Below are 21666 nucleotides of genomic sequence, written 5' to 3' on the forward strand. Positions count from 1 at the left end.
CCAGCCGCGGGACCCGACAGCGACGATCACCACCCGCACCCCGAGGGCCGGCGCGATATCCCGGTGCAGCCAGCCATGGGCACCATCGGCCCAGTTTCTGCTGCTAGGTTGCGGCAGTGGAGACAGCGGGCCTGGACAGGTTGCAAACATTGCTGGCCGGACAGTCGTTGAGCCCCGACGAGTGGTGGCGCCTGGACAAAGGCGAGGTGGCAGCGCTGCTCGACGAAGTGCGCGAACAGGCCGGTGCCGCAGATCCGAACATGCGACAACAGATTTGGGATGCCCTGGATCGAGTTGTCGACGAACGGAATCGAGACAACCTCCTCGCACTCGTGATCACGCGTTTCGATGCAGAACAGTTCCGGAGGGTGCTGACCGACACCGATCCGGAGGTCCGCCGCCGAACATGGCGGTCGCACACAGTGCGGGGTCGGTTCACCGAGGTCGTGATGGAACTGCTGGCGGATGAGCATTTCGACTACACCTGGCCGGACTGCATCGAGATGCTCCGCGAGCCGACGCCATTCAACGACCTAGTCCGCGCTCTCGCGCAAGCACCGAAGGATGGTTTGCGCGAACGGCTCTGGGTCGCGCTCGGGCTCCCGGCCGACACTCGCGCACCCGAGTTCCTGCCGGACCACTCGTCTGCGACGCTCGTCTCGTGCACATTCTGCCCGGAGTCCTATGACGACGTCGCCATACACGAGTGCCGGCATCTTCCCATTGTCGTGACACTGCTGGGGAGTTCGCTCGACGAGGTCCGCCAGCAGACAATGAAGTCACTGATGGTGTTCGGGCTCGGCGTGGTCGATACCTTGCGGTCGATACCACGAGCAGACCGGAAGGTGCGGCGCGGAGCCCTCGCCATGCTGGCCGAATTCGGGTGGCACCTGCTACCTTCCCGCGACCTGATGACGCTGGAGCGGTTGATCCGAAGCAAACAGCAGGCCGAAACACCCGAAACACTGGACTTCGCATGTCTATCCGGATCGTGGTACGCGCTGCCGACCACCGATCAGAACGCCGTCCTGGACGCCCTCGACCTGCGCGACCCGGTTCCCGTGACCCTGCGAATGGGATTCGCCCCCTTGCGATTCACGCCATGGCAGCGGACACACCCCATGACCATGTACCTCGAGACCTGGGCAGGCGTGCACGGCTTCGCCGAGTGGAACGCCGAAGCCACCAGGGATGCCTACCTCCGAGATTTCTACCACCAGGTGTTCGTCACCCCGGCACTCGACGGCTGGACATTGGTGTTCCACAAGACCAAGACCCTGCCCGCCGCACTGGACACACCCCTCGAACAGCAGCGACTCGAAATGTACATGCGCATGGAGCAATTGAGCCTTCGATTCGGAACAGCACAGTGGTTCGAACAACGACCCGACAGCTACGCGCCGGGAGAATGCTGGAGCCAATGGTGTCTCGCACAGGACGGCGACATCCGCATGCACTGCGTATCATCCGGCGATGTACGGATCCGTCGATCCGACGAGATCGACCCGACCGCACCGCTCGACCGACTGTACGCATGGCTGGAAACCAACGGCCACCGATACGAGACACACACCGCACCGGCGGACAACGATCGCGTCGAGGCATACGTGGCCACGCTGCAAAAGCACGACCACGAACGCTACCTGCCGGATGACGAAGACGAACTCGACTCGGCAAGCACCATCCAAGACCTGGTCTTCGGCGCCCGAGGAGCATCGCGGCGGTTGTCGGTCAACCTCGAAGCTCTCGGCCCACACACTCACGTCCAGGGCACGGGAGTGCTCGCCGTACCAGCACACCTACGACACCGGCCACGCCGCGGCGCACTACCGATCTAGCCCGCCCGGGTTCCCGCACAGTCGGGCCGCAGCCCCCATTCGATCGAACAGCCGGAGGCGTCGGGCCAGTCACACCGCTGCTGCCCACGCCCCCGCTCGGCGACTTAGCGCGGTGTCCGGCGCTCTACCCGGCCTCTCGACTGGAGGTGCCGTGCCGCGCCTCGACGAATAGAGACCGCGGCTACCCGAGGTCAGGGGGTCGCGCGGTCGCGCAGTTGGGTGAGCGCACCCGCGAAGGCACGCCCGTCCACGCCGAGCGGAGCGAAGAATTCGCTGTCGCAGTTCTCGACCGCGACCAGGGCCCGATTGGCCAGCGTCACGCCGGTCTGGGTCGGCACCAGCGCCTTTGCCCTGCGGTCGTGCGGATGATCGCGGCGTTCGATGAGGCCCTTCTGTTCCAGCGTGCGTAGGACTTGTGAGGTCATCATCGGGTCGGTAGCGGCATGGTCGGCGAGGTCGCGCTGCATGACCGGCGCTTCTTCGCGGGTGGCCAGGTAGGTCAGCGACGCAAGCAGGACGAACTGGACGTGGGTGAGGTCGAATGGAGCCAGGGCCGCGCGCTGAGCCGCCTGCCAGCGGTTGGTCACTTGCCAGAGCAAGAGCCCCGGGCTTTCGTCGGCCTCCGCGAACCTGCTGCGCAGGCCGTTGTCGGATCGGTCCGCACTCATTTGCCTCCCTCGACGCCGTCGAGCATGGCGTGTGCGATCAACGCGTAATCGTGCGCACTGAGTTCTATCAACCCACGACGCAGCACCATTCCCCAATTCGGCACGCTGGTGAGCTCCAGTTCGGCGCGCAGGCTCTCGATTGGGACTTCCTGTGCCTCGGTCCGGTAGCTCACCGACCGGCGCCACGGCTGGAAACAGCCGCCGTCGGGGATCTGCTGCGGGTCGGCCTGCCACACCGGCCGGTCGTCGACGGTGCCGAGGGCGGTGAACGCACGGATCGGCGTGCCCGCTCGCATCCCTTCGCGCGGCGAGTAATAGACGAACCCGTCGCCGGGGCTCAACCGCTCGACCGCGGACCGCTTGCCGTGGTTGGCCTGCGCGATGCCCAGCTCGACCCCGCGGCGGACATGTTCTCTGGAAACGACGCCGAGCCAGTACCTGGTCGGCGTGCCGGATCGAGCTGTATCGATACTTGCCATACTTTTACTATGCGCGCTTATTAAATAGCGCGCAAGCGCCGACCGATGGAACAGGAACGCACCACCGGACGTTGCACGATCCGTGACTGACGCGACGCCTGACCTGACGATGTACTCGACCACCTGGTGCGGTTATTGCCGCAGGCTGAAGACCCAGCTGGACGAGGCCGGTATCACCTACGTCGAGATCGACATCGAACAAGACCCGACATCGGCCGAATTCGTCGGCAGTGTCAACAACGGCAACCATGTGGTGCCGACGGTGAAGTTCGCCGACGGCTCCACCGCGACCAACCCGTCGCTCGCCACGGTCAAGTCGGCACTTGCCGCAATCGCCTGACCGACCATAGATCCGAATAGCACATCCGCGCGGACCGAATGCGGCCCGCGCGGATTCGCCCGCTTGGCACGCGTGGTCAGTCGAGCGCTGCCCAGGATTCGACAATGGTGCGGGCGATGGAGATCGAGCCGGGCAGCAGCAGTCGCGTGTCCTCGGTCTTGGCCGACCAATCCCCTGCCGTCAGCGCCTCGCGCACCTCGGCGCGGGTGAACCAGTGTGCCTCGGCGATCTCACCGTCGGAAAAGACCAGTGGCTGTTCGGGATCGGCCACCGCGGCAAAGCCGAGCATCAGCGAGCGCGGGAACGGCCACGGCTGGCTGCCGAGATAGTGGATGTCGCGCACATCGAGCCCGACCTCCTCGAGCATCTCGCGCTCGACACAGCGTTCCAGCGACTCGCCCGCCTCGACGAAACCGGCCAACAGCGAGAACAACGACTGCGGCCAGCTGTGCTGACGGGCCAACAGCACCCGGTCGCCGCCATCGTGGATGAGGCAGATGACCGCGGGATCGATGCGCGGGAATTCCTCGTATCCGGACTCGGTGACCCGCGACCAGCCGCCTTTGGCCGAGACCGTGACAGTGCCGTCGGCGCTGTTGAAACCGGCCTTGTCATGCCAGTTCAGCAAGGCGATAGCGCTGGAAAGCAGGCCGGCGGTGAAATCGTCCACCCCGCCTGCCATGGCACGCAGGTCGGTCAGCGACCCGGTCACCTCGGGATCGCGCACCGCCCATAAGTGGATGCCTTCGTCGATACCGAGGAACACCGCCTCGGGGCTCGGCTCCGCGGCGAGTTCGATCGCCGAATCCAGCACCAGCGCGCCGTCCTCGAATTTGACCTGACCCCGCCGGTTCACCCGTAGCAGCTTGGCCTCGGCCCAGCCCTCTTTCAACGCCTGCGCATCGGCCCTGACCTCTTCGGCTCGATCGACGACGGTACGGGACAGCAACGGAACATCATTGAGCTGAAATGCCACGCTTCGAGACTAGCTGCCGCCGGAAACGCCGGTTCTCGCGCAGGTACCGGGCGCAGGCGATGTCACTTGGACACGCGACGAATGTAGAGCAATTTGTCACCGGCCTCGATGGCGTCGACTTCGGGCTCGCCGACCCGGATCAGCTCGCCGCCGCGCACAACACCGAGCACGATGTCGCTGAGATGCCTCGGCGAGCCGCCGATCTCGGAGGCCTCTACCTCGCGTTCTGCGACCGCGAAACCCTGTTCGGGGGTGAGCAGGTCCTCCATCATTTCCACGACGGTCGGCGTCGTGGTGGAGATACCGAGCAGCCTGCCCGCGGTCTCCGAAGACACCACCACCGAGTCCGCGCCGGATTGGCGCAGCAGATGGGTGTTTTCGGCCTCGCGGATAGCCACTGCGATCTTGGCCGCCTTATTGAGCTCGCGAGCGGTGAGCGTCACGAGGACAGCCGTGTCGTCCCGGTTGGTGGCGACCACGACCGCCGCCGCATTCTGCGCGCCGGCCAGCCGGAGCACATCTGATTGGGTGGCCGAGCCGTGCACCGTCACCAGCCCGGCACTGGCGGCGGCCTCCAGCGCGACGACATCGGTGTCGACCACGACGATGTCGCTGGCCTGCACGCCGTCGCCGATCATGGCGTCGATCGCGGTGCGACCCTTCGTGCCGTATCCGACGACCACGGTGTGATTACGCACGCTGCGCCTCCAACGCTGAATCTTGAATGCCTGCCGGGAGCGTTCGGTCAGCACCCCGAGTGTGGTTCCGACGAGCACGATGAGGAAGAGAATGCGCAGCGGAGTGATGATGACAATGTTGGCCAGCCGCGCCTCTGCCGTCACCGGAGCGATATCGCCGTATCCGGTGGTGGACAGCGACACCGTCGCGTAATAGAACGCGTCGAGGAACGACAGCTCGTCACCGGAATTGTCGTGGTATCCGTCGCGACCCAGATAGACCACCAGCGCCGCGCTGAACAGCAGCGCGATCGCGAAGGCCACCCGGCGCGACAGCGAAATCCATGGACTCGTCTGTATTTCCGGAATGCGCAACACACCCACCAGCGCGAAATCCGGGTGGTCGGACACTCCTGGCCTGACTCGATCACCGAGCACCGGAATCACCCACCCTGTTGCGCGCCGAGATCGCTGTCCCCGGCTCTCCTTGTCCCTCCGGCACAGCACGGGAGCCTACCCGGTCAGCGCTGCGATGCCTGTTCTCGACTCGAACAGGAGACGAATGCAAGGGTGAGGCGTGGCAGATAGCACTCTCGTCCCGCACGACACCGGCCGACGGCCCGCACTGATGCTCGCGGCGCTGCTGTTCGGATCCGGCGTATTGCACTTCGTGTGGCCGAAGCCGTTCGATTCGATCGTGCCGCGCGCGCTGCCGGGCCGGGCCCGCGATTACACCTACGCCTCCGGTGTCGCCGAACTGACCGTCGCCGCCGCGCTCGCGCTGCCACGCACCCGTGGCTTCGGGGGTCGGCTCGCGGCGCTGCTGTTCATCGTCGTGTTCCCCGCGAATGTGCAGATGGCCGCCGACGTGCTCGGCAATCCCCAGTCGCCGCGGGCATTCAAGATCGGGACGGTGCTGCGACTGCCGCTGCAGTTGCCGCTGATCACTCAGTCGCTGAAGGTGAGCCGACGGGCGCGGCGCTCCTGATCAGCTCGGCCAATTCGTCGGGGCCGGGCAGCGCGACCGGCGCGATGGTGCGTCCGGAGCGCACGTAATGGAAAGCGGCGCCGACCCGGTCGAGCATCTCCCGCTCGGTGCCACCGGCACGCGCCGCCATCAGCCGCGCCCAGGCCAGCCGATACACCGCCAACTGCATTGCGACCGCGGATTCCTCGGCGGCACCCGGCTCGGCGCCGGTCTTCCAGTCCACCACTATCCAACGGCCGCCCGGCTCGGCGAACACCGCGTCCATCCGGCCGCGGATGACAGTGCCGGCGATGGAGGTTTCGAACGGGATCTCCACCTCGAGCGGGCTGCGGTGCGCCCATGGCGAGTTCAGGAATGCGTCCTGCATCCTGGTCAATTCCACGTCAACGCCCGCGTCGGCGGCGCTGCTATCGGCGGCGCCCGGTAGCTCGTCGAGGCCGAGTAGCCGATCGGCACCGAACCACCGCTGCACCCAGGCGTGGAAAGCGGTGCCGCGGCGCGCCAAGGGATTCGGCGGGAACGGGAGCGGACGGCGCAGGCGCGCAGCGAGTTTCGTAGGATCGGCGCGCATCTCGACGAGTGCGGTCGCCGCGATCTGCCCCGGCAGTTCCACCACCTGTGCAATCGCGCGAGCCGCTTCGTGTTCGGCAAGGAGGGCATCGACGTCGGCGGCCCAGCCGTCGGGGTCGTTGTCCACGCCGGTCGGGTCCGGGCCGTCGGGGTCGCCGTCGGCTCCGGTCCGGTCCGGGTCGCCGGGGGCACGGACGGCTGCGGTCGGTTTCGGGTCGTTGGGGCCGCGGTCGGCAACGACCTCTCGGCCGTCGGAGTCACGGTCGGCCTGCTTTCGGCCGTCGGAACCCCCATCGGACCCGGGCCGGGTCCCGCGGCCGGGATCGTCTTCCACTCCAGCCTGTTTCGGGCGGCTGGCATCGGCATCGGCATCGGCATCGGCATCGGCATCGGCATCGGCATCGGCATCGGACAAAGCTTGCGTGTCGGTGGGTCCGCCTACTATCACTGCTATGTCGTCCGAAGCATCGAACTCCGCCATCAGTTGGAGCTGCACGGGCTCGACTGTGGCTGTGGCGGATGCCGATTCCCTTTGTACGAGTAGCTCTTCCAGGGCGGCGCGGACCAGTGCCGCGCCTTGCTCGATGGGATCGCGACGGTTGCCGAGTGGGTCGCGGGGCCACTCGGCGGTGGCCGGGTTATCGGTGAAGGGGTTGACGGCGTCGACGGCGGGCGGGTCGTCCCAGCGGTCGATCTCGACGGCGCCGTTGGCCGGGCTGTCGGGGGACTCGCCGGCGTTTTTGAGTTCGAGGAGAAAATCCGACGGGCCCTTGGGGGTGGTGCCGGTCTCGGCCCAGTGGTGGGCCGAAACAAGTAGAACCCGTTCGGTTCTCGTGAGTGCGACGTAGAACAGGCGGCGGTCCTCATCGAGGCGTCGGCGGTCGAGAGCTTCTTTGTGCACCTTGATCGCGCGGTCCAGATCGGCGCGGTCGTAGAGATCCGACAGGTCGAGGACCGGAACGCCTTCGGTGGCGTCGTCCTGGTGGCGATCGCCACGCAAGGTGGTCGGCAGTTCGGCAAGCGCGCCGAGCCAGCTACCCGAGGCTGCTCCGGACGGAAACACACCGCGCGCCACGTGCGGGACGGCGACGATCTCCCATTCGAGCCCCTTCGCGGCATGCACGGTGAGCACCTGCACGCGATCGCGGGCCACCTCGACCTCACCCGGTTCCAAACCGTTCTCCACCGATTCGGCCGCGGCGAGGAAGGCGAGCAACCCGCTCAACGACGCTCCTGAATCGCTGGCATATCCCGCGACCACCTCGGCGAAGGCATCGAGATGCTCGCGCCCGGCTCCTGCACCCGCCATCGCCCGCCTGGCCTGAGTCTCCACACCGACCCCGATGGTGCGTTCGACGTCGGCGACCAGTTCCGCGAGCGGCTGGCCGCTGCGCTCCCGCAGTGCGGCGAGCTCCCTGCCGAGCGCGACGATCCGCGTGAATCCCGACTCCGAATACTGTTCCTGCGGACCGGGATCGGCGATCGCATCGGCCAATCCGGCCTGTTCGGACGGTTCCGGCGCCACCTCGCGCAGCGCCGCGGCAAGGGTGGTCGAATCGGTGATCTCGTTGGCCTCGCCCGTGGTAAGTCGGCTGATCGATAGGTCGCGGGCGCGACGAGCGAGCGCCGCGATGTCCGCGACGCCGATCCGCCAGCGCGCGCCGGTGAGCACCCGCATCGCGGCACTGCCCGCGCCCGGTTCGGCGATCAGGCGCAGTGTCGCGACGATATCGGCTACTTCCGGTGTCGCGAGCAACCCACCGAGACCGACGATCTCCACCGGAATTCCCTGCTCGCGAAGAGCTTCCGCGAGCGGGGCCGCGTCGGCGTTACGTCGAACGAGCACCGCAGAGGTGGGCGGCGGTTCGTCGGCGGCTCGACGCACCGCCCATTCATCGGCAATCCGGACCGCCACCCAGTCCCGTTCGTCGGCGACGGTTTCGGTCAATGCCAATGCCACGACGCCCGACTCCGCATCAGGTTTCGCGCGCAAGGCGTCGACGGTCACCCCACCCGCATCGATCGCGCTGCGCCGCAACGGCTCCGCGACCAGGTTCGCCAAGGCGAGCGCCTCCGGCGGATTACGCCAGCTGGTCAACAGCGGCAGAGTCGGCGCGGGAACACCGGGGGCAGTGGGAAAGTCGGTCGCGAACCGGGGCAGGTTGGCCGCGGAAGCGCCGCGCCAGCCATAGATCGATTGCATCGGATCACCGACGGCCGTCACCGCCAATCGCTGCCCGACCTGACTGGCGTGCACGAATAAGGAGGAGCTGTCTATATTTTCGGACGTACTCGGCCGGGTATACGCGACAGCGGCAGACCGCTGATCGCCATCCGACCGCTGGCTCACGCTCGAACGATGATCAGAGACCGCAGGCCGGCCCGCGTACGCTGGCGGGCTGGAGGCCGACCCTGCGTTCGAGCCTGACGTCGCACCTGTGCCCGACCTGGCATCCGCGTCGGGGTGCCCACTCGAGTGCGACTTCATATCGGCGCTCGGCTGGACATCCGAGCTGGATCGCGCGCTCCGGTTCGACCGCGCTTGCGAGTACCAGGCCGAGCCCACGGTGGCATCGGTGCCCGACGCGTCGCCACCGGACGACCGCTCGCTCGAGTCCGACTCAGTTGAGCCCGTCCCGTCAGCCGAGTCCGATGGCAGTCCGGGGCCTGGCGGCAGACTGAGGTCCGACGCTGCACCGGAGCGTTGCCGGTCACCCGAGCGCGGTAGCCGGCCCCGATGCTGCGACGGGTCGAAATCCCGTGGCGGCTCGAGATCCGGAGGAGCCTCGAAATCCGGCGGTGGCTCGAAATCCGGCGGTGGCTCGAAATCCGGAGCGGGTGCAAGGTACGCCGAGGGCTCGAAGTTCGTGGGCGGGGCAAGATCCGATGCGGGCTCGAAGTTCGCGGACCGGGCAAGATCCGATGCGGGCTCGAAGTTCGTGGACGGCTCGGTCGCTGGAAACTGGGCACGGCGGGGTGGCTCGACGGCGGTTGGACGTGCGGCAGTTGTCGAGGCTCGATCGGGTTGGCGCTGTTGCTCGGCAGGTGGTGTGCCACCGAACAATGCGGAGAGCAGGACGCGTTGGGCGTGGCCGGTGTCCTGGTATTCGTCGAGCAGGACCAGACGGAAGCGGGCCCGTTCGGCGGCCGCGACCTCGGGGTGCTCTGCGGCGAGGCGGGCGGCCAGGGACATCTGGGCGCCGAAGTCCAGGGCGCCGCGCCGGCGCAGCGCCTCGGCCAGTTGCTGAACCAGCGGCAGGAGTGCGACGCGTTCGCGTTGTACCTGAACGATATTGAGCAGCGTCTGGCTCGGTCCGCCGCGCTGGCGCGGCCCTGCGGGCAGCGTGAATACCAGTTTTTCGAGTTCGGTATGTGCTTCGGCCAGCTGTTCGGGTTCCACCAGGTGCTCGGCGAGCTGTCCGGACAGCGCGAGCACCGCCTCGGTCACCGACACCGGGGTGCGCTCGGTATCCAGGTCACCGTCCCAATTGCGCACCACCTGGTGCGCGAGCTGCCAGAGCTGGGTTTCGGTGAGCAGCGTCGCCGCGGGTTCCACCGGAAGCAACAGTCCATGTTCGGTGAGCAGCCTGCCCGCATATGAGTGATAGGTGCTGATCTCCGGCTCGGCGCCGGCCAACTGCGCGCGCAATTCGCCACTGACATCCAGATCGCGCAACAGCGGCGACCCTGCCAGCCTGGCCAACCGCGTACGAATGCGAGAGGTCAACTGCTGTGCGGCTTTTCGGGTAAAGGTCAACCCGAGCACCTCATCGGGCAGCACCAGCCGATTGGCCACCATCCACACCACCCTGGCGGCCATGGTCTCGGTCTTGCCCGCACCCGCACCGGCCACCACCAGCGTCGGCCCCGGCGCAGCCGCGATCACCGCAGCCTGCTCATCGGTTGGCGGCGGCAAACCGAGCGCCTCCGCCAACCGATACGGCGTGACCCGACTCACGACTGCGCCTCGCGACCACGCGGCACCGCAGCCGCTGAAGCTCCAGCGCCGACGGCCCGATCGTCGCGCTCGAGGTACTCCCTCACTCGTCGGTCACCTGCCTCCCGGTGTCCTGAACCGGGCAGCTGCCCGCGACCGAGCAGTGCCTGCAGCCATCGTTGCGCATGGCGAGGTAGCTCGGCCCCTGGGTGGCCGCCGCCGCGTCGTGAATGGTGCCGCGCCAATTCTCGAGGGCTTCGGCATCCAGCGGCAACTGCATGCGCTGGGTCGCGCCTTCCTTGCTGCTCGGCTTGGCGACGTAGACCAGCCGTGCCCCACCGGGCTCCGTCCGCATGCCACCACGCACACCGGCGCCACCCAGGTCAGCAGAAGACATCCGAACTCCAGCGCCGACACCGGCCATACCGCCCGGTCCCCCTGGTTCGCCCGTGCCGAGTTCTGCATCGTCGGGCACGCTCCAGGATTCAGTGGTGGCGCGCCTCGATTCGAGGGCGGGAGAGCGGGATTCAGGGCTGACACCTCGGATTTCGGTGTCGAAGCCACCCGATTCACCGTGTCGGTTGTCATCCGGCGTGCCCATGGTCGGGTCGAGCGCACCCATCGCCGCGGCCACCTGGTAGGTCGCGAGTTGGGCGTGGTCGGCGGCGGCTTGTTTGGTGACAGGGGACTTGCCGGTCTTCACGTCGACGATCACGAAGCGGCCGAGGGCGTCGCGTTCCAGTCGATCGACTCGGCCGCGGATGCGGACGGGGCGTTCGTCGTCAGCGCGTGCGGGTAATACGCAGTCCACCGGGATCTCGACGCCGGCCTGGGTGAGTTCGCCTCGGGTGTTGCGGACCCAGGCCATGAATGTCTCGAGCATGGCCTCGGTGCGGCGCAACTCCTGGCGGGAGTGCCAGCCGGTGCCGGGATCGATAGCCTGCCATGCCTTGTCGAGGGCAGCCAGCACCTGCGCCTCCGGCACTTTTCCGGCCAGCGCTTGGACCAGCGTGTGCACCAAGTTGCCTTTGACCGCGTGTGGGTTGTCACCATCGGTGCCGCCGTGGCGTTCCAATGCCCAGCGCAGTGGGCAGGTGCGCAGGAGCTCCACCGTGGACGGCGACAGCGCGACGGCGGCGTCGTCCTCGTTCCACAGGGACCGTGATGAGCTGAGATCGGCTGTGCCGTACCAGTCTTCGGGGTGCGTACCGCGAATGCCCGCACTCGCGAGCCGGGCCAATTGGTGGGCCGCGCGGCGCCTGCGGTCCGGATCTGCCTCGGGATCACAGACCACACCGCGCATTTCGGCAACCAGGGAATGCATCACCAGGGCCCGGCCGGGATCGGCGACCGGAAGAGCGCCGGGTTCACCGTCGTCGTCGTGTCCGAGCAGCTCGGCCAGGAAACGGGACGGCACGAGATCACGGTCGCCCGATACCGATTCCACCGCAGTGACCAGCAGCGATTGCCGAGCCCTGCTGCATGCCACCAGCAGCAGCCTGCGTTCCTCGGCCAGGATCGGCGCCGCGCGGCTCACGCGCTCTCCGGCATCAGCGATCCCCGCTGTCACATCGACCAGATCCTCGTTGCCGAGCAACGTGCCGCGCGGACGCGGATTCGGCCAAATGCCTTCCTGCACCGCGGCAACGGCGACCACATCCCACTCCCGACCCGTGGACGCGTGCGCGCTGAGCAGCGCGACCGCTTCTCCCGGCGCGGTCAGCGCGGCCGTGTCGTGTGGGATCTCCTGTTGCAGTAGGTATTCGACGAATCCTTCGATGCCGGCGCGCGGCAGCCGGTCGACATAGGCCGCGGCAGCGTCGAAGAGGCCGACCACGGCGTCGAGGTCTCGATCGGCCTGCATCCCGATCGCGCCACCGCGTTCGGACTGCGCGACCCAGCGCCGCTCCAGTCGCGACCCGGTCCACAGCGCCCACATCACGTCTTCGAGTCCAGCGCCTTTGCCCCGCGCCTTCCGAGCCCGATCCAACGCGTCGAGGACCCGGCGCAGCGGTGCGGCCTCCACGTCGGTCAGCCGCTCGACGAGCTCGCGGTCGGCGTTACCGATCAACAGATCCCGCAGCACCTCCGCCGAGGACCGATCCAGCAGGCCGCTGTCGTCGTCATCTCCCGCGAATCCGACGCCGGACTTCGATCCGTTCCGTTGCGACTCCAGCACGCTGCGTCGAATCCCACGCCGCAGCCTGCGCAGACTGATTTGATCGGCGCCACCGAGCGGCCCACCGACCAGGTCGAGCGCATCCTCGTCGGAGAAGATCGGCTCGGTCGTCGGTGGCGCACTACCCTTGGCCGGCTCGCTCGCGAGTACAGCGCGCAAGGCGAGCAGCATCCAGGCCGCGCCGCGTCGTCGGGCCAGCGGCGCATCGAGCGCGGGTTGCTGCACCGGTACCCCGGCTGCGAGCAGCGCGCGCCGCAGTGGTGCCAGCGATAGCGGCACCGAACGCACAATCACCGCCATGCGCGACCACGGCACGCCCGCCGTGAGATGGGCGCGCCGCAAATAGTCGGCGATCAGCCCGGCCTCCTTCGCCGGCGTTGCCAGCACCCGGACTCGCACCGCGGTACCGTCGTCTTCCGGTTCGGTATCGCGCCTCGGCAACGACAACCGTTGCGGCGCACTGCCTGGCAACTTGGCCGCGATCCTGGCCACGGCCAGTTCCACCTGACCGCCGGATCGGTGGTTGTCCCGCAGGATGATTCGCTGCCCCTCCGGCACCTCGAGGTCGGCGACGAACCGGGTGTCCGCACCACGGAAGGTGAAGATGCCCTGATCCGGGTCGCCCGCGATCACCGCAGTCTGCGCGGTGTTGCCGATCACTCGAATCAGCAACGCGGCCTGCGGATCCAGATGCTGGGCGTCGTCGACAAGGAGATATCGGATCCGAGAGCGTTCCGCAGCAAGCAGGTTCACGTCGCTTGCCAAGGCGTCGAGGGCGGCGCCGACGAGTTCGGCCGCGTCCAGTGCGGGTGCGGTCGCCTCGGGCGCCTCCACCCCCACCGACCAGCGCAGCAGCATCGTCTGCTCGTACCGCACCGCGAATTTGCCCGCCGCCACCCACTCCGGCCGAGCATGTTCACGGCCGAGGCGGACCAGGTCCTCCGGCCCGAGCCCGCGCTCGGTGGCCCGCAGCATCAGGTCGCGCAACTGTTCGGCGAACCCACCGAGACTCAGTGCGGGCTGTAACCGCTCGGGCCACAATCCGGTCGCCCCCGCCGCGATATCGAGCAGGTCGCCGCGCAGCATCTCGCGAACCACGGCATCCTGCTCGGCACCGGTCAGCAACCGTGGCGGCGGGTTGCCGTGCGCGGTGGCGTGCCTGCGTAACACCGAGAAAGCGTAGGAGTGCAGTGTGCGCACCAGCGGCTCGCGCGTCGCACCGGGTACACCTGGTTCGGCGGATCCCGGGCCGGTCAGCCGGGCGGTGATGGCATCACGCAGCGCGCTCGCGGCCTGCTTCGAATGGGTCAGCACCAGCACCGATTCCGGGTCGGCTCCCGCGGCGATCCGATCGGCGGCCAGGTCGATCAGCAAGGTGGTCTTGCCGGTGCCCGGCCCGCCGAGCACCTGCCATGGCCGCCATCCCGGGCGGATCGGGCCGATCGCGGCCTGGGCGTCCAACAGCGCGCGAACATCGGCACCCCAGACCCGAGGCCGGGGTGCCGCCACGTTTCGGCGAACAAGTCGCACCGCGCTATCCGATCGCACCACGCGGGCTATTGCAACAGACGCGACCGACACACCCTGCGCCGCTCCGGGTCGGCTGGGGCTGCGACGGGTTTCGACACACGTCAAAATAGATGCCGTGTCCCCTCTTCATGTCCACCGCTTCGGGCCCGCCGACGGACCGGTCGTCCTGGCCCTGCACGGCGTCGTCGGCCACGGCAAGCGCTGGGAAGCCATCGCAACCGAACACCTGCCCGATGTCCGGATCATCGCCCCTGACCTGCGTGGACATGGCCGTTCAACCGGGCTGCCGCCGTGGAATTTCGAGACCATCGTCGCCGATCTGGCCGGAGTGCTCGCCGCGGAAACCGACGAACCCGTAGTGGTGGTCGCGCACTCGTTCGGCGGTGCGTGTGCGCTGCACCTCACCCATAGCCATCCGGAATTGGTCCGCAAGTTGGTGTTGCTCGACTCGGCGATCGCCTTGGAACCGGAACTGCTGATGGACGTCGCGGTGTCGAGTCTGGCGTCGCCGGACTACGTCGACGTCGAGCATGCGCGTCGAGACAAGATGGCGACCGGGTGGAGCGAGGTGGACCCGCACCTGCTGGACGCGGAACTGGCCGAGCATCTGATGCCGACCGCCGACGGCCGCGTCGGCTGGCGGATCAGCCTGCCCGCCGTCAACTCCTACTGGGGTCAGCTCGCGCGACACTATGTGCTGCCGCCGCGCGATCTGCCGACGGTGCTGGTACAGGCCATGAAGGTGGTGCCGCCATTCGTGACACCGGAGTTCCGTGCCGCCCTGATCGAGCGGCTCGGCGACAATCTGACACTGCTCGAATGGGACTGCGACCACATGGTGGCCCAGATCCGGCCCGCCGAGACGGCGGCGCTGATCCGATCGGTGCTCTGACCACAATGGCCACCTCGGATGCCCAGGTCGAGCTGGTCCGCGCCTTGGTCGCGACGATCCCGCTCGGCCGGGTGGCCACCTACGGTGACGTCGCCGCGGCTGCGGGGCTTTCCACCCCGCGCACGGTCGGCTGGATCATGCGCACCGACGCCGCGGATCTGCCATGGCATCGAGTAATCGGGGCAGGCGGCAAGCCGGCCGCGCATCTGGCCGAGCGTCAGCTACGCCTGCTCGCCGAGGAAGGTGTCACGATCCGTGACGGGCGAGTCGACCTGCGCGCAGCGCGCTTCACCTTCCCCGACACACCGAACGGGTAGTGCCGCGCAATCCCGGCACACCGCCCACGTTCGACGGTTACCGTGGAAGTCATGTCCACCCGCCTGGCATGTGTCGTGTTCGATGCCGACCAGCCACGGTTCGTCGCGAACTTCTGGGCCGAGTTGCTCGGCTGGGGGGTGACCGTGGACCGCACCGACGAAGTCGATGTCGCGGCCCCCGACCCCGACGGCCTCGAGCTGGCCCTGACCTTCCTGCCCGCGCCGCGCACGAAGCGCGGGAAGAACCGCCTCCACCTCGACCTCGCCAGTCGCTCCATCGACCACCAGCGCGTGCAAGTCGATCGGGCGCTGTCGCTCGGTGCGCGCCGGATCGACATCGGCCAGGGGATGGTGCCGTGGGTGGTGCTCGCCGATCCGGAGGGCAATGAATTCTGTGTGCTGGAGCCGAGGGAGGAGTACGTGGACACCGGCGCGGTCGCGGCGATCGTCATCGACACCCACAACCCGGTCCGGCTTGCCGAGTTCTGGTCGGCCGCGTCCGGCTGGCCGTTGGAACACGCAGGCGCGCAGGTAGCCGGCCTGCGCTCGGCGACGGGGCTCGGTTCCTGGCTGGAGTTCGTATGGACGCCCGATGTGAAGTGCGGACGCAATCGACTACACCTGGATCTGTCCTCCTTCCCCACCGACGACCAGGCGGAGGAGGTCGCCAGGCTCCGCGCGGCGGGCGCGACCCAGATTTCGACCGGGGATGTCGGTGGCGCGCCGGGGCAGGTGCTCGCCGATCCGGAGACCAATGAGTTCTGCCTGCTCCGACCGGCCTCGAGCTACACGACGGTCTGATCGACCGCGCCCGCTTGGGCGGTTGTGCGGTGCCGACGAATTAGCATGTCGGCCATGTTGTTCCTCGCTCCAGGTTTCGGCTTGTGACGGCCGCCGACGCGATCATCCTCGCGGGCGGACGTGCCAGCCGCATGGGCGGCGTGGACAAACCTGCCATCGTCATCGGCGGCCGATCCATGCTCGACGCGGCCCTTGCCGCCGTCGCAGGCTGTGTGCGCATCGTCGTCGTCGGGCCGCAGCGGCCGGAGCTGAGCTCCGCGATCCAGCAGGTTCGGGAAGTCCCGCCGGGGTCGGGACCCGTGGCCGCGGTCGACGCGGGCTTGCGGGCGCTCGGCGCCGCCGCGTCGCCACTTGTGGTGGTGCTCGCCGCGGACATGCCGTTCCTGACCGCGGCGGTGGTCGTCGATTTGATCAGGCACGCCACCGAATCCGGCGCGGACGCGGTGTTCGCCGCCGACGAGTCCGGGCGGCCGCAGTACCTCACCGGAGTGTGGAGACGCTCGGCGCTCGCCGCAGCCCTCGCGAAGCTGGATTCGCTGGTCAATCAGCCGATGAAGGCGCTGGTTCCGACCGATACGGCGACCGTGGCGATGCCCGGAATAGCCGATTGCGACACCGACGAGCAGGTGCGGCGCGCGCGAGCGGCGGCCCGGACGGTGGACGACACGACCGCCACGAGCGCTGCGCCGCAGGCGAACCCGCCCGCGCCCTCCCGGTCGGCAGGGGCCGGACCGGCGCGACCGACCTCGATGGTCGCCACGGCGCGCCGGGAGCGCCCGGCACTGACTCTCGACGAGGCGCGAAACACGCTGCGCACCGATATCCCTCGACTGACCGCGTATCGGGCCGACCTGCGTTCGGTCCGCGGCGCGGCACTGGCCGCGCCGTTGTCGGCCGTCGGCCCGCTACCACGCTTCGATGTGTCGGCGATGGACGGCTACGCGGTCGCAGGTAACGGCCCGTGGCGGTTGCGCCGCGATGTCGGCTTCGCGGGTGGGAAGCGCCCTGTCGGGTTGCTGACCGGAGAGGCAGTGCGCGTCGCCACCGGCGCGCACGTGCCCGACGGCACCACCCACGTCGTGCGGGACGAGTTCGCGAGGATCGACGCGAACAACAACACCCTGCACCGGCTTCCCGACACCCCCGTGCGCGAGGACATCCGCCGCAGGGGCGAGGACCGCGGCCGCGGCGATCTGATCGCACCCGAAGGCACCCCGGTCAGCGCGACCCTGATCTCGGCAGCCGCCAGCGTAGAGGCGACCGAAGCGCTGGTCCGCGGCCCGGTCCGGGCCCGGATCGTCATGACCGGTGACGAAATCCGTAGCCGGGGCCCCCTGCGTGCCGGCCAGACCCGCGACTCCATCGGCCCGGTGCTGCCGGACATGTTGTCCTGGTACGGCATTCACACCATCGCCCGCGTCCATCTGCGCGACACCCCCAATGGATTCGACGAAGTCCTCACCGCGGCAACCGATTGTGATGTCCTGGTGGTCGTCGGCGCAACCGGAGGCGGCGCCGCCGACCAGCTGCGCGGCGCTTTGACCCGTGCCGGCGCGAGGATCCTCGTGCACCGCCTACGCCTACGCCCCGGCGGTTCCACCGTCGTCGCGGAACTTCCCTCGGGTACCGCCGTCCTCGGTCTGCCCGGCAACCCCTTCGCCGCCGTCGCCATCTTGATGGCGCTGGCCCCCGCCCTCGTCGACGGCCGCATCGGCAGTCCACCGCGGCGCGCACTGACCGGCCCCCTGCACAACGCGGCCGAGATCGCGGGCCCGGTCCCCCGAATCGTCCCGGCCCGTATCGACCAGGGCGGCGGCTGGCACGGTGATGCCCACTTCCGAACCACTCATCTCGGCGGCCTCGTCGACCGCGACGGCGTGGTCATCGTCCCCACCGAAGCCACCGACGGCGATCAGGTCGAATTCCTGCCTCTGCTCAGCTGATTCCGACCGCCTATTTCCGCCCGTTTCCACCGAAATTGCGACGATTCGACCGACACATCGGCATTTTCCTTCCGCGATTGATGCCCGCTCGCTATTGTGTGGTTGTTAGGCGAACATTAATCACCCGGAAAGGACCGAGTGGAGATGGCTGAAAAGTCCAAGAAGACGCCTAAGAAAATGCCCAAGCAGATGCCTCGGCAGCAGCAACAGCAGCGCCAGGAGCAGGGCATGCCGCGAGCAGGCGGGAGCGCTGAAGGCCAGAAGATGATGCCGGACCAGCAGCGACGCCAAGGCGAGCACGACCCCAACCGCATCGATCGGCGGCCGGGGCAGCACTGATCCAAGTCCTGTAAAACGGGCCGCTGGTTCCTGCAATGCAGGAATCAGCGGCCCGTTTCAATTATGGGGATAAATTCGAACTTTCGCCGCACGCACCGATACGCAACAGCTATTCGGAATCGACATACACCGGCTTTCTGGCGACAGTCGGATCCGGAGTCGGCACCGCATCGAGCAATCGATGTGTGTAACCCTCGCGCGGGCGAGCGAAATCATCTGCCACCGGTCCGTTTTCGACAACGGATCCGGCACGCAACACCACGACCCGGTCGGCCACATGATGCACGACGGCGAGATCGTGGCTGATGAACAGGCAGGCGAAGCCGCACCGGCGCGGAGATCCGCGAACAGGTCGAGGACCTGAGCCTGGACCGAGACATCGAGCGCGCTGGTCGGCTCGTCGGCCACCAGCAGTCATGGCGCGAGGGCAAGAGCGCGCGAGGGCGACCGTTGCCGCTGGCCGCCGGAGAGCTCACTCGGTCGGTGTGTGGTGTAGTCCCGTGGCAGACGAACGGATTCCAGCAGATCGCGGACCTTCGCACGCGACGGCGTCTCCGCCGCGAACCTGCTGCGCGACCCGCAGGCCCGCACACCGAACAATATTCCGAGATGACAGGACACCGCGACTTCTACCGCGACCTGGAAGCTGCTGTCTCTGCACGATCCCGGCGCAGACATCGATGCCCGGCACTGCCGGCTGTTCGATCTGCGCACCGATCCGACCGAGCTGCACGACCTTTCGCAACAGTACCCGGACAAGGCCGCCGAACCGGCGACGGCCTGGGACGAATCTGCCTGGGCCAATGCGGTTTTCCCGCTGCTGACGCGGTGACTTACACCCCCGGCCCGATCCGCGTTCCCGAGGCCACCATCGAGGCGGTGCAACACGCAGCGGAATTCGTTGCCGAGTAGGCACTTTGCCGACGGTATTTACCTACGAGGTAATTGTCCGACGTATCCGCGCGGCATACGTTCGGTAAGTCGTCCGATAGTGACGGTGCTGTCCAACGAAAGGATACGACCGTGCCCGCCTATGGTTTCGCCCATCTGCGCAGCCGACGCAATCACCCGGACATCATCGAATACCTGGAGCGCATCCAGCGGACCCTCGATCCTTTCGCGGGCCATTTCGTCATCCACGGCCCACCGACCGAGGTGGTGGAAGGTTCGTGGCCCGGCAGTATGGTGCTGATCGAGTTCCCGGGGATGGCCGAAGCAAAGGCCTGGTACGACTCTGCCGCGTACCAGGAGATCCTGCATCTGCGCACCGACCACATCGAGGGCGACCTTCTGCTGATCGAGGGTGTGGGACCGAACTACGACCCCCGCGAGCGGGCGGCGAAGCTTCGGGCGCAGGCGTGAGCCGATTTTTCGACACCGCGCCTGGTCGGATACCGTTGACCAGGCACAACAGCACTCTTCACGACTAGAAGGACGCACCTGATGGACGACAGTTCCCTTATCTGGGACGACGGTGCGCTGGTCACCATCGACCAGCGCGGGCTGCCGCATGAGGTACGGGAGCTGCGGCTCACGACGGTCGATCAGATCATCGACGCCATCCGGGTGCTTGCCATCCGCGGCGCTCCGGCAATCGGGATCGCGGGGGCCTTCGGGGTGGTCATCGCTACTGCCGCGAACACGGCCGATGGTGTGGTCGATGTGGCACGCGTGGAGGCCGACGCCGAGCGCATCACCGCAACCCGGCCCACCGCAGTCAACCTTGCCTGGGCGGTGCGCAGGGTAACGGCCGAGGTGCCGCTGGGTGCGGACGCGGTGCTCGCGGAGACGCTGGCCATCCTCGCCGAGGACGGCCGGGTCAACCGGGCCGCGGCAACGAATGCCGCCGATCTGGTGCAAGAGCTCTGCCCGGATCGCCCGCTACGGGTGCTGACCCATTGCAACACCGGCAGGCTCGCGACGAGTACGTTCGGCACGGCGATCGGCACGCTTCGGGTGCTGTTCGAGCGCGGCGCAATCGCGGACGTCCTGGTCGACGAGACCCGTCCATTACTACAGGGCGCACGCCTGACGGCTTGGGAGCTGGCCGAGGCGGGCATCCCTCATCGCCTCACCATCGACTCCGCGGCGGCCTGGGCCATGGCCACTGGTCAGGTCGATTGTGTCCTGGTCGGCGCCGATCGCGTCACGGTCAACGGCGACGTCGCGAACAAGATCGGGACCTACGCACTCGCGCTGGCCGCCCGCCATCACGGGATTCCGTTCATCGTGGTGGCGCCCGAATCCACCCGCGACCCGAATATGGCGACCGGTGACGACATCGTCGTGGAACAGCGAGCCGCTGCCGAGGTCACCGGATTCGCAGGTGTCCCAACAGCTCCCGAGGGCACCGCGGTTTTCAACCCGGCCTTCGACGTGACACCCGCAGACCTGGTGACCGCCGTGGTCACCGAACTCGGCGTGGTGCACAGCGCGACCACACGAACTTCGGATCCGGGTACGGCGATCGCCGCCATCGCGCGCGAACTCTATGAACGCGGCTGGATGCCTGGCACCGCGGGCAATACTTCCGCGCGCACCGGCGCGAACGCCGTGATCACCGGCAGTGGCCTGCCGAAGGGCGAGCTGACCGAGCACGACATGGTGACCGTCCGCATCTCGGATTCGACGCCATTGCCGCAGCAGACACGGAAACCCTCGGCGGAGACCACCATTCACACTGCTATCTACCGGACGACCGACGCCGCCGCAGTCGTTCACATCCATCCGCCGTATGCGACAACCCTTTCGACGCAGACCGGTTCCTCGGATGGAGTGACCACCCTGCGCATTACCGACTTCGAACTCATCAAGGGACTCGGCGGCACCGACCCGGCATCCATCGATATCCCGGTGTTCCCCAACTGGTCCGACGTTGCGCGAATCGGTGCCGACATCGAGCGGCACCTGTCCGAGAATCCCACCGCGCCACCAGTTCTGGGCATCACCGGCCACGGCATCACCACGTGGGGGGACAATCTTTCCCAGGCACGTGACCGCGCCGAATGCCTCGAGGCATTGTCCGAACTGGTGATTCGCACCGGTCGACGGCAGGCGTTCGCCGCTGGCGACTGCTCGCAGGTCGCTCGAAAGAGCATGGCGCGCGAGGAGATCCGCAACCCGACCGACACCACCGACCACTCCTCTCCACCCAACCTCTGATAGGAGGATGGCGCTTGCGCTCCCCAGGAA

General features: G+C 67.7%; 16 protein-coding genes and 1 pseudogene. 10 read left to right on the forward strand and 7 right to left on the reverse strand.

From position 1 onward, the window contains the following. Nucleotides 1-116 precede the first annotated feature (116 nt). The gene (locus AB0M74_RS16595) at nt 117-1838 is read left to right on the forward strand and encodes a hypothetical protein (protein WP_366527112.1); all 1722 of its coding nucleotides are present in this window, start codon (nt 117-119) and stop codon (nt 1836-1838) included. Nucleotides 1839-2029: 191 nt separating this feature from the next. On the opposite strand, the gene AB0M74_RS16600 is transcribed toward AB0M74_RS16595, so the two are convergent. Both AB0M74_RS16600 and AB0M74_RS16605 read right to left on the reverse strand, forming a co-directional pair. Beyond that, a complete protein-coding gene (locus AB0M74_RS16600; RefSeq protein WP_366527113.1) occupies nt 2030-2506 on the reverse strand; it encodes a MarR family transcriptional regulator in 477 nt (158 codons plus the stop codon). Further along, nucleotides 2503-2985 carry an EVE domain-containing protein gene (locus AB0M74_RS16605; RefSeq protein WP_366527114.1) on the reverse strand — a complete coding sequence of 161 codons (483 nt, stop codon included), beginning with the start codon at nt 2983-2985 and terminating at the stop codon, nt 2503-2505. The genes AB0M74_RS16600 and AB0M74_RS16605 overlap by 4 nt, the downstream gene beginning before the upstream one ends. 109 nt (nt 2986-3094) lie before the next feature. Here AB0M74_RS16605 and AB0M74_RS16610 point away from each other — a divergent pair, with 109 nt between their 5' ends. Then, the gene (locus AB0M74_RS16610) at nt 3095-3325 is read left to right on the forward strand and encodes a mycoredoxin (RefSeq protein ID WP_366527261.1); all 231 of its coding nucleotides are present in this window, start codon (nt 3095-3097) and stop codon (nt 3323-3325) included. 76 nt (nt 3326-3401) lie between these two features. On the opposite strand, the gene nudC is transcribed toward AB0M74_RS16610, so the two are convergent. Next, entirely contained in the window at nt 3402-4301 is a 900-nt protein-coding gene (gene nudC / locus AB0M74_RS16615) for an NAD(+) diphosphatase (RefSeq protein WP_366527115.1), read from the reverse strand. Between the two features lie 62 nt (nt 4302-4363). Further along, entirely contained in the window at nt 4364-5416 is a 1053-nt protein-coding gene (locus AB0M74_RS16620) for an NAD-binding protein (protein ID WP_366527116.1), read from the reverse strand. A gap of 139 nt (nt 5417-5555) precedes the next feature. On the opposite strand from AB0M74_RS16620, the gene AB0M74_RS16625 reads away from it, so the two are divergent. Then, entirely contained in the window at nt 5556-5966 is a 411-nt protein-coding gene (locus AB0M74_RS16625) for a hypothetical protein (protein ID WP_366527117.1), read from the forward strand. On the opposite strand, the gene AB0M74_RS16630 is transcribed toward AB0M74_RS16625, so the two are convergent. Both AB0M74_RS16630 and AB0M74_RS16635 read right to left on the reverse strand, forming a co-directional pair. Further along, complete coding sequence (locus tag AB0M74_RS16630; RefSeq protein ID WP_366527118.1) at nt 5923-10494, reverse strand: UvrD-helicase domain-containing protein; 4572 nt, start codon at nt 10492-10494, stop codon at nt 5923-5925. The two genes, AB0M74_RS16625 and AB0M74_RS16630, sit on opposite strands and share 44 nt — an antisense overlap. 82 nt (nt 10495-10576) lie before the next feature. Next, nucleotides 10577-14200 (reverse strand): ATP-dependent DNA helicase, encoded by a 3624-nt coding sequence (locus tag AB0M74_RS16635; RefSeq protein WP_366527262.1) that lies wholly within the window; start codon nt 14198-14200, stop codon nt 10577-10579. Between the two features lie 88 nt (nt 14201-14288). Here AB0M74_RS16635 and AB0M74_RS16640 point away from each other — a divergent pair, with 88 nt between their 5' ends. The 5 genes from AB0M74_RS16640 to AB0M74_RS16660 all read left to right on the forward strand — a co-directional run bounded on the left by AB0M74_RS16640 (nt 14289) and on the right by AB0M74_RS16660 (nt 18474). Continuing rightward, nucleotides 14289-15074 carry an alpha/beta fold hydrolase gene (locus AB0M74_RS16640; protein ID WP_366527263.1) on the forward strand — a complete coding sequence of 262 codons (786 nt, stop codon included), beginning with the start codon at nt 14289-14291 and terminating at the stop codon, nt 15072-15074. Nucleotides 15075-15079: 5 nt separating this feature from the next. Further along, nucleotides 15080-15391, forward strand: coding sequence for an MGMT family protein (locus AB0M74_RS16645; RefSeq protein ID WP_366527119.1), 312 nt, complete (start codon nt 15080-15082; stop codon nt 15389-15391). A gap of 51 nt (nt 15392-15442) precedes the next feature. After that, entirely contained in the window at nt 15443-16192 is a 750-nt protein-coding gene (locus AB0M74_RS16650; protein ID WP_366527120.1) for a VOC family protein, read from the forward strand. A gap of 83 nt (nt 16193-16275) precedes the next feature. Next, nucleotides 16276-18135, forward strand: a complete 1860-nt coding sequence (locus AB0M74_RS16655) for an NTP transferase domain-containing protein (RefSeq protein WP_366527121.1) — start codon at nt 16276-16278, stop codon at nt 18133-18135. Nucleotides 18136-18279: 144 nt separating this feature from the next. Continuing rightward, on the forward strand, nt 18280-18474 hold the full coding sequence (locus tag AB0M74_RS16660; protein WP_366527122.1) for a hypothetical protein: 195 nt from the start codon (nt 18280-18282) through the stop codon (nt 18472-18474). Nucleotides 18475-18583: 109 nt separating this feature from the next. On the opposite strand, the pseudogene AB0M74_RS16665 reads toward AB0M74_RS16660, so the two are convergent. Continuing rightward, nucleotides 18584-19014, reverse strand: a pseudogene (locus AB0M74_RS16665) (ABC transporter ATP-binding protein); the annotation flags it as partial. Nucleotides 19015-19497: 483 nt separating this feature from the next. Between AB0M74_RS16665 and AB0M74_RS16670 the strand changes: the two are divergent. Together AB0M74_RS16670 and mtnA are read left to right on the forward strand one after the other, a co-directional pair. Next, nucleotides 19498-19836, forward strand: a complete 339-nt coding sequence (locus AB0M74_RS16670; protein ID WP_366527123.1) for a DUF1330 domain-containing protein — start codon at nt 19498-19500, stop codon at nt 19834-19836. A gap of 81 nt (nt 19837-19917) precedes the next feature. Next, the gene (gene mtnA / locus AB0M74_RS16675) at nt 19918-21636 is read left to right on the forward strand and encodes an S-methyl-5-thioribose-1-phosphate isomerase (RefSeq protein WP_366527124.1); all 1719 of its coding nucleotides are present in this window, start codon (nt 19918-19920) and stop codon (nt 21634-21636) included. Nucleotides 21637-21666: the final 30 nt, after the last annotated feature.

Origin of the sequence: Nocardia sp. NPDC051463, from assembly GCF_040681975.1 — a bacterium.
Taxonomy (GTDB): Bacteria; Actinomycetota; Actinomycetes; order Mycobacteriales; family Mycobacteriaceae; genus Nocardia.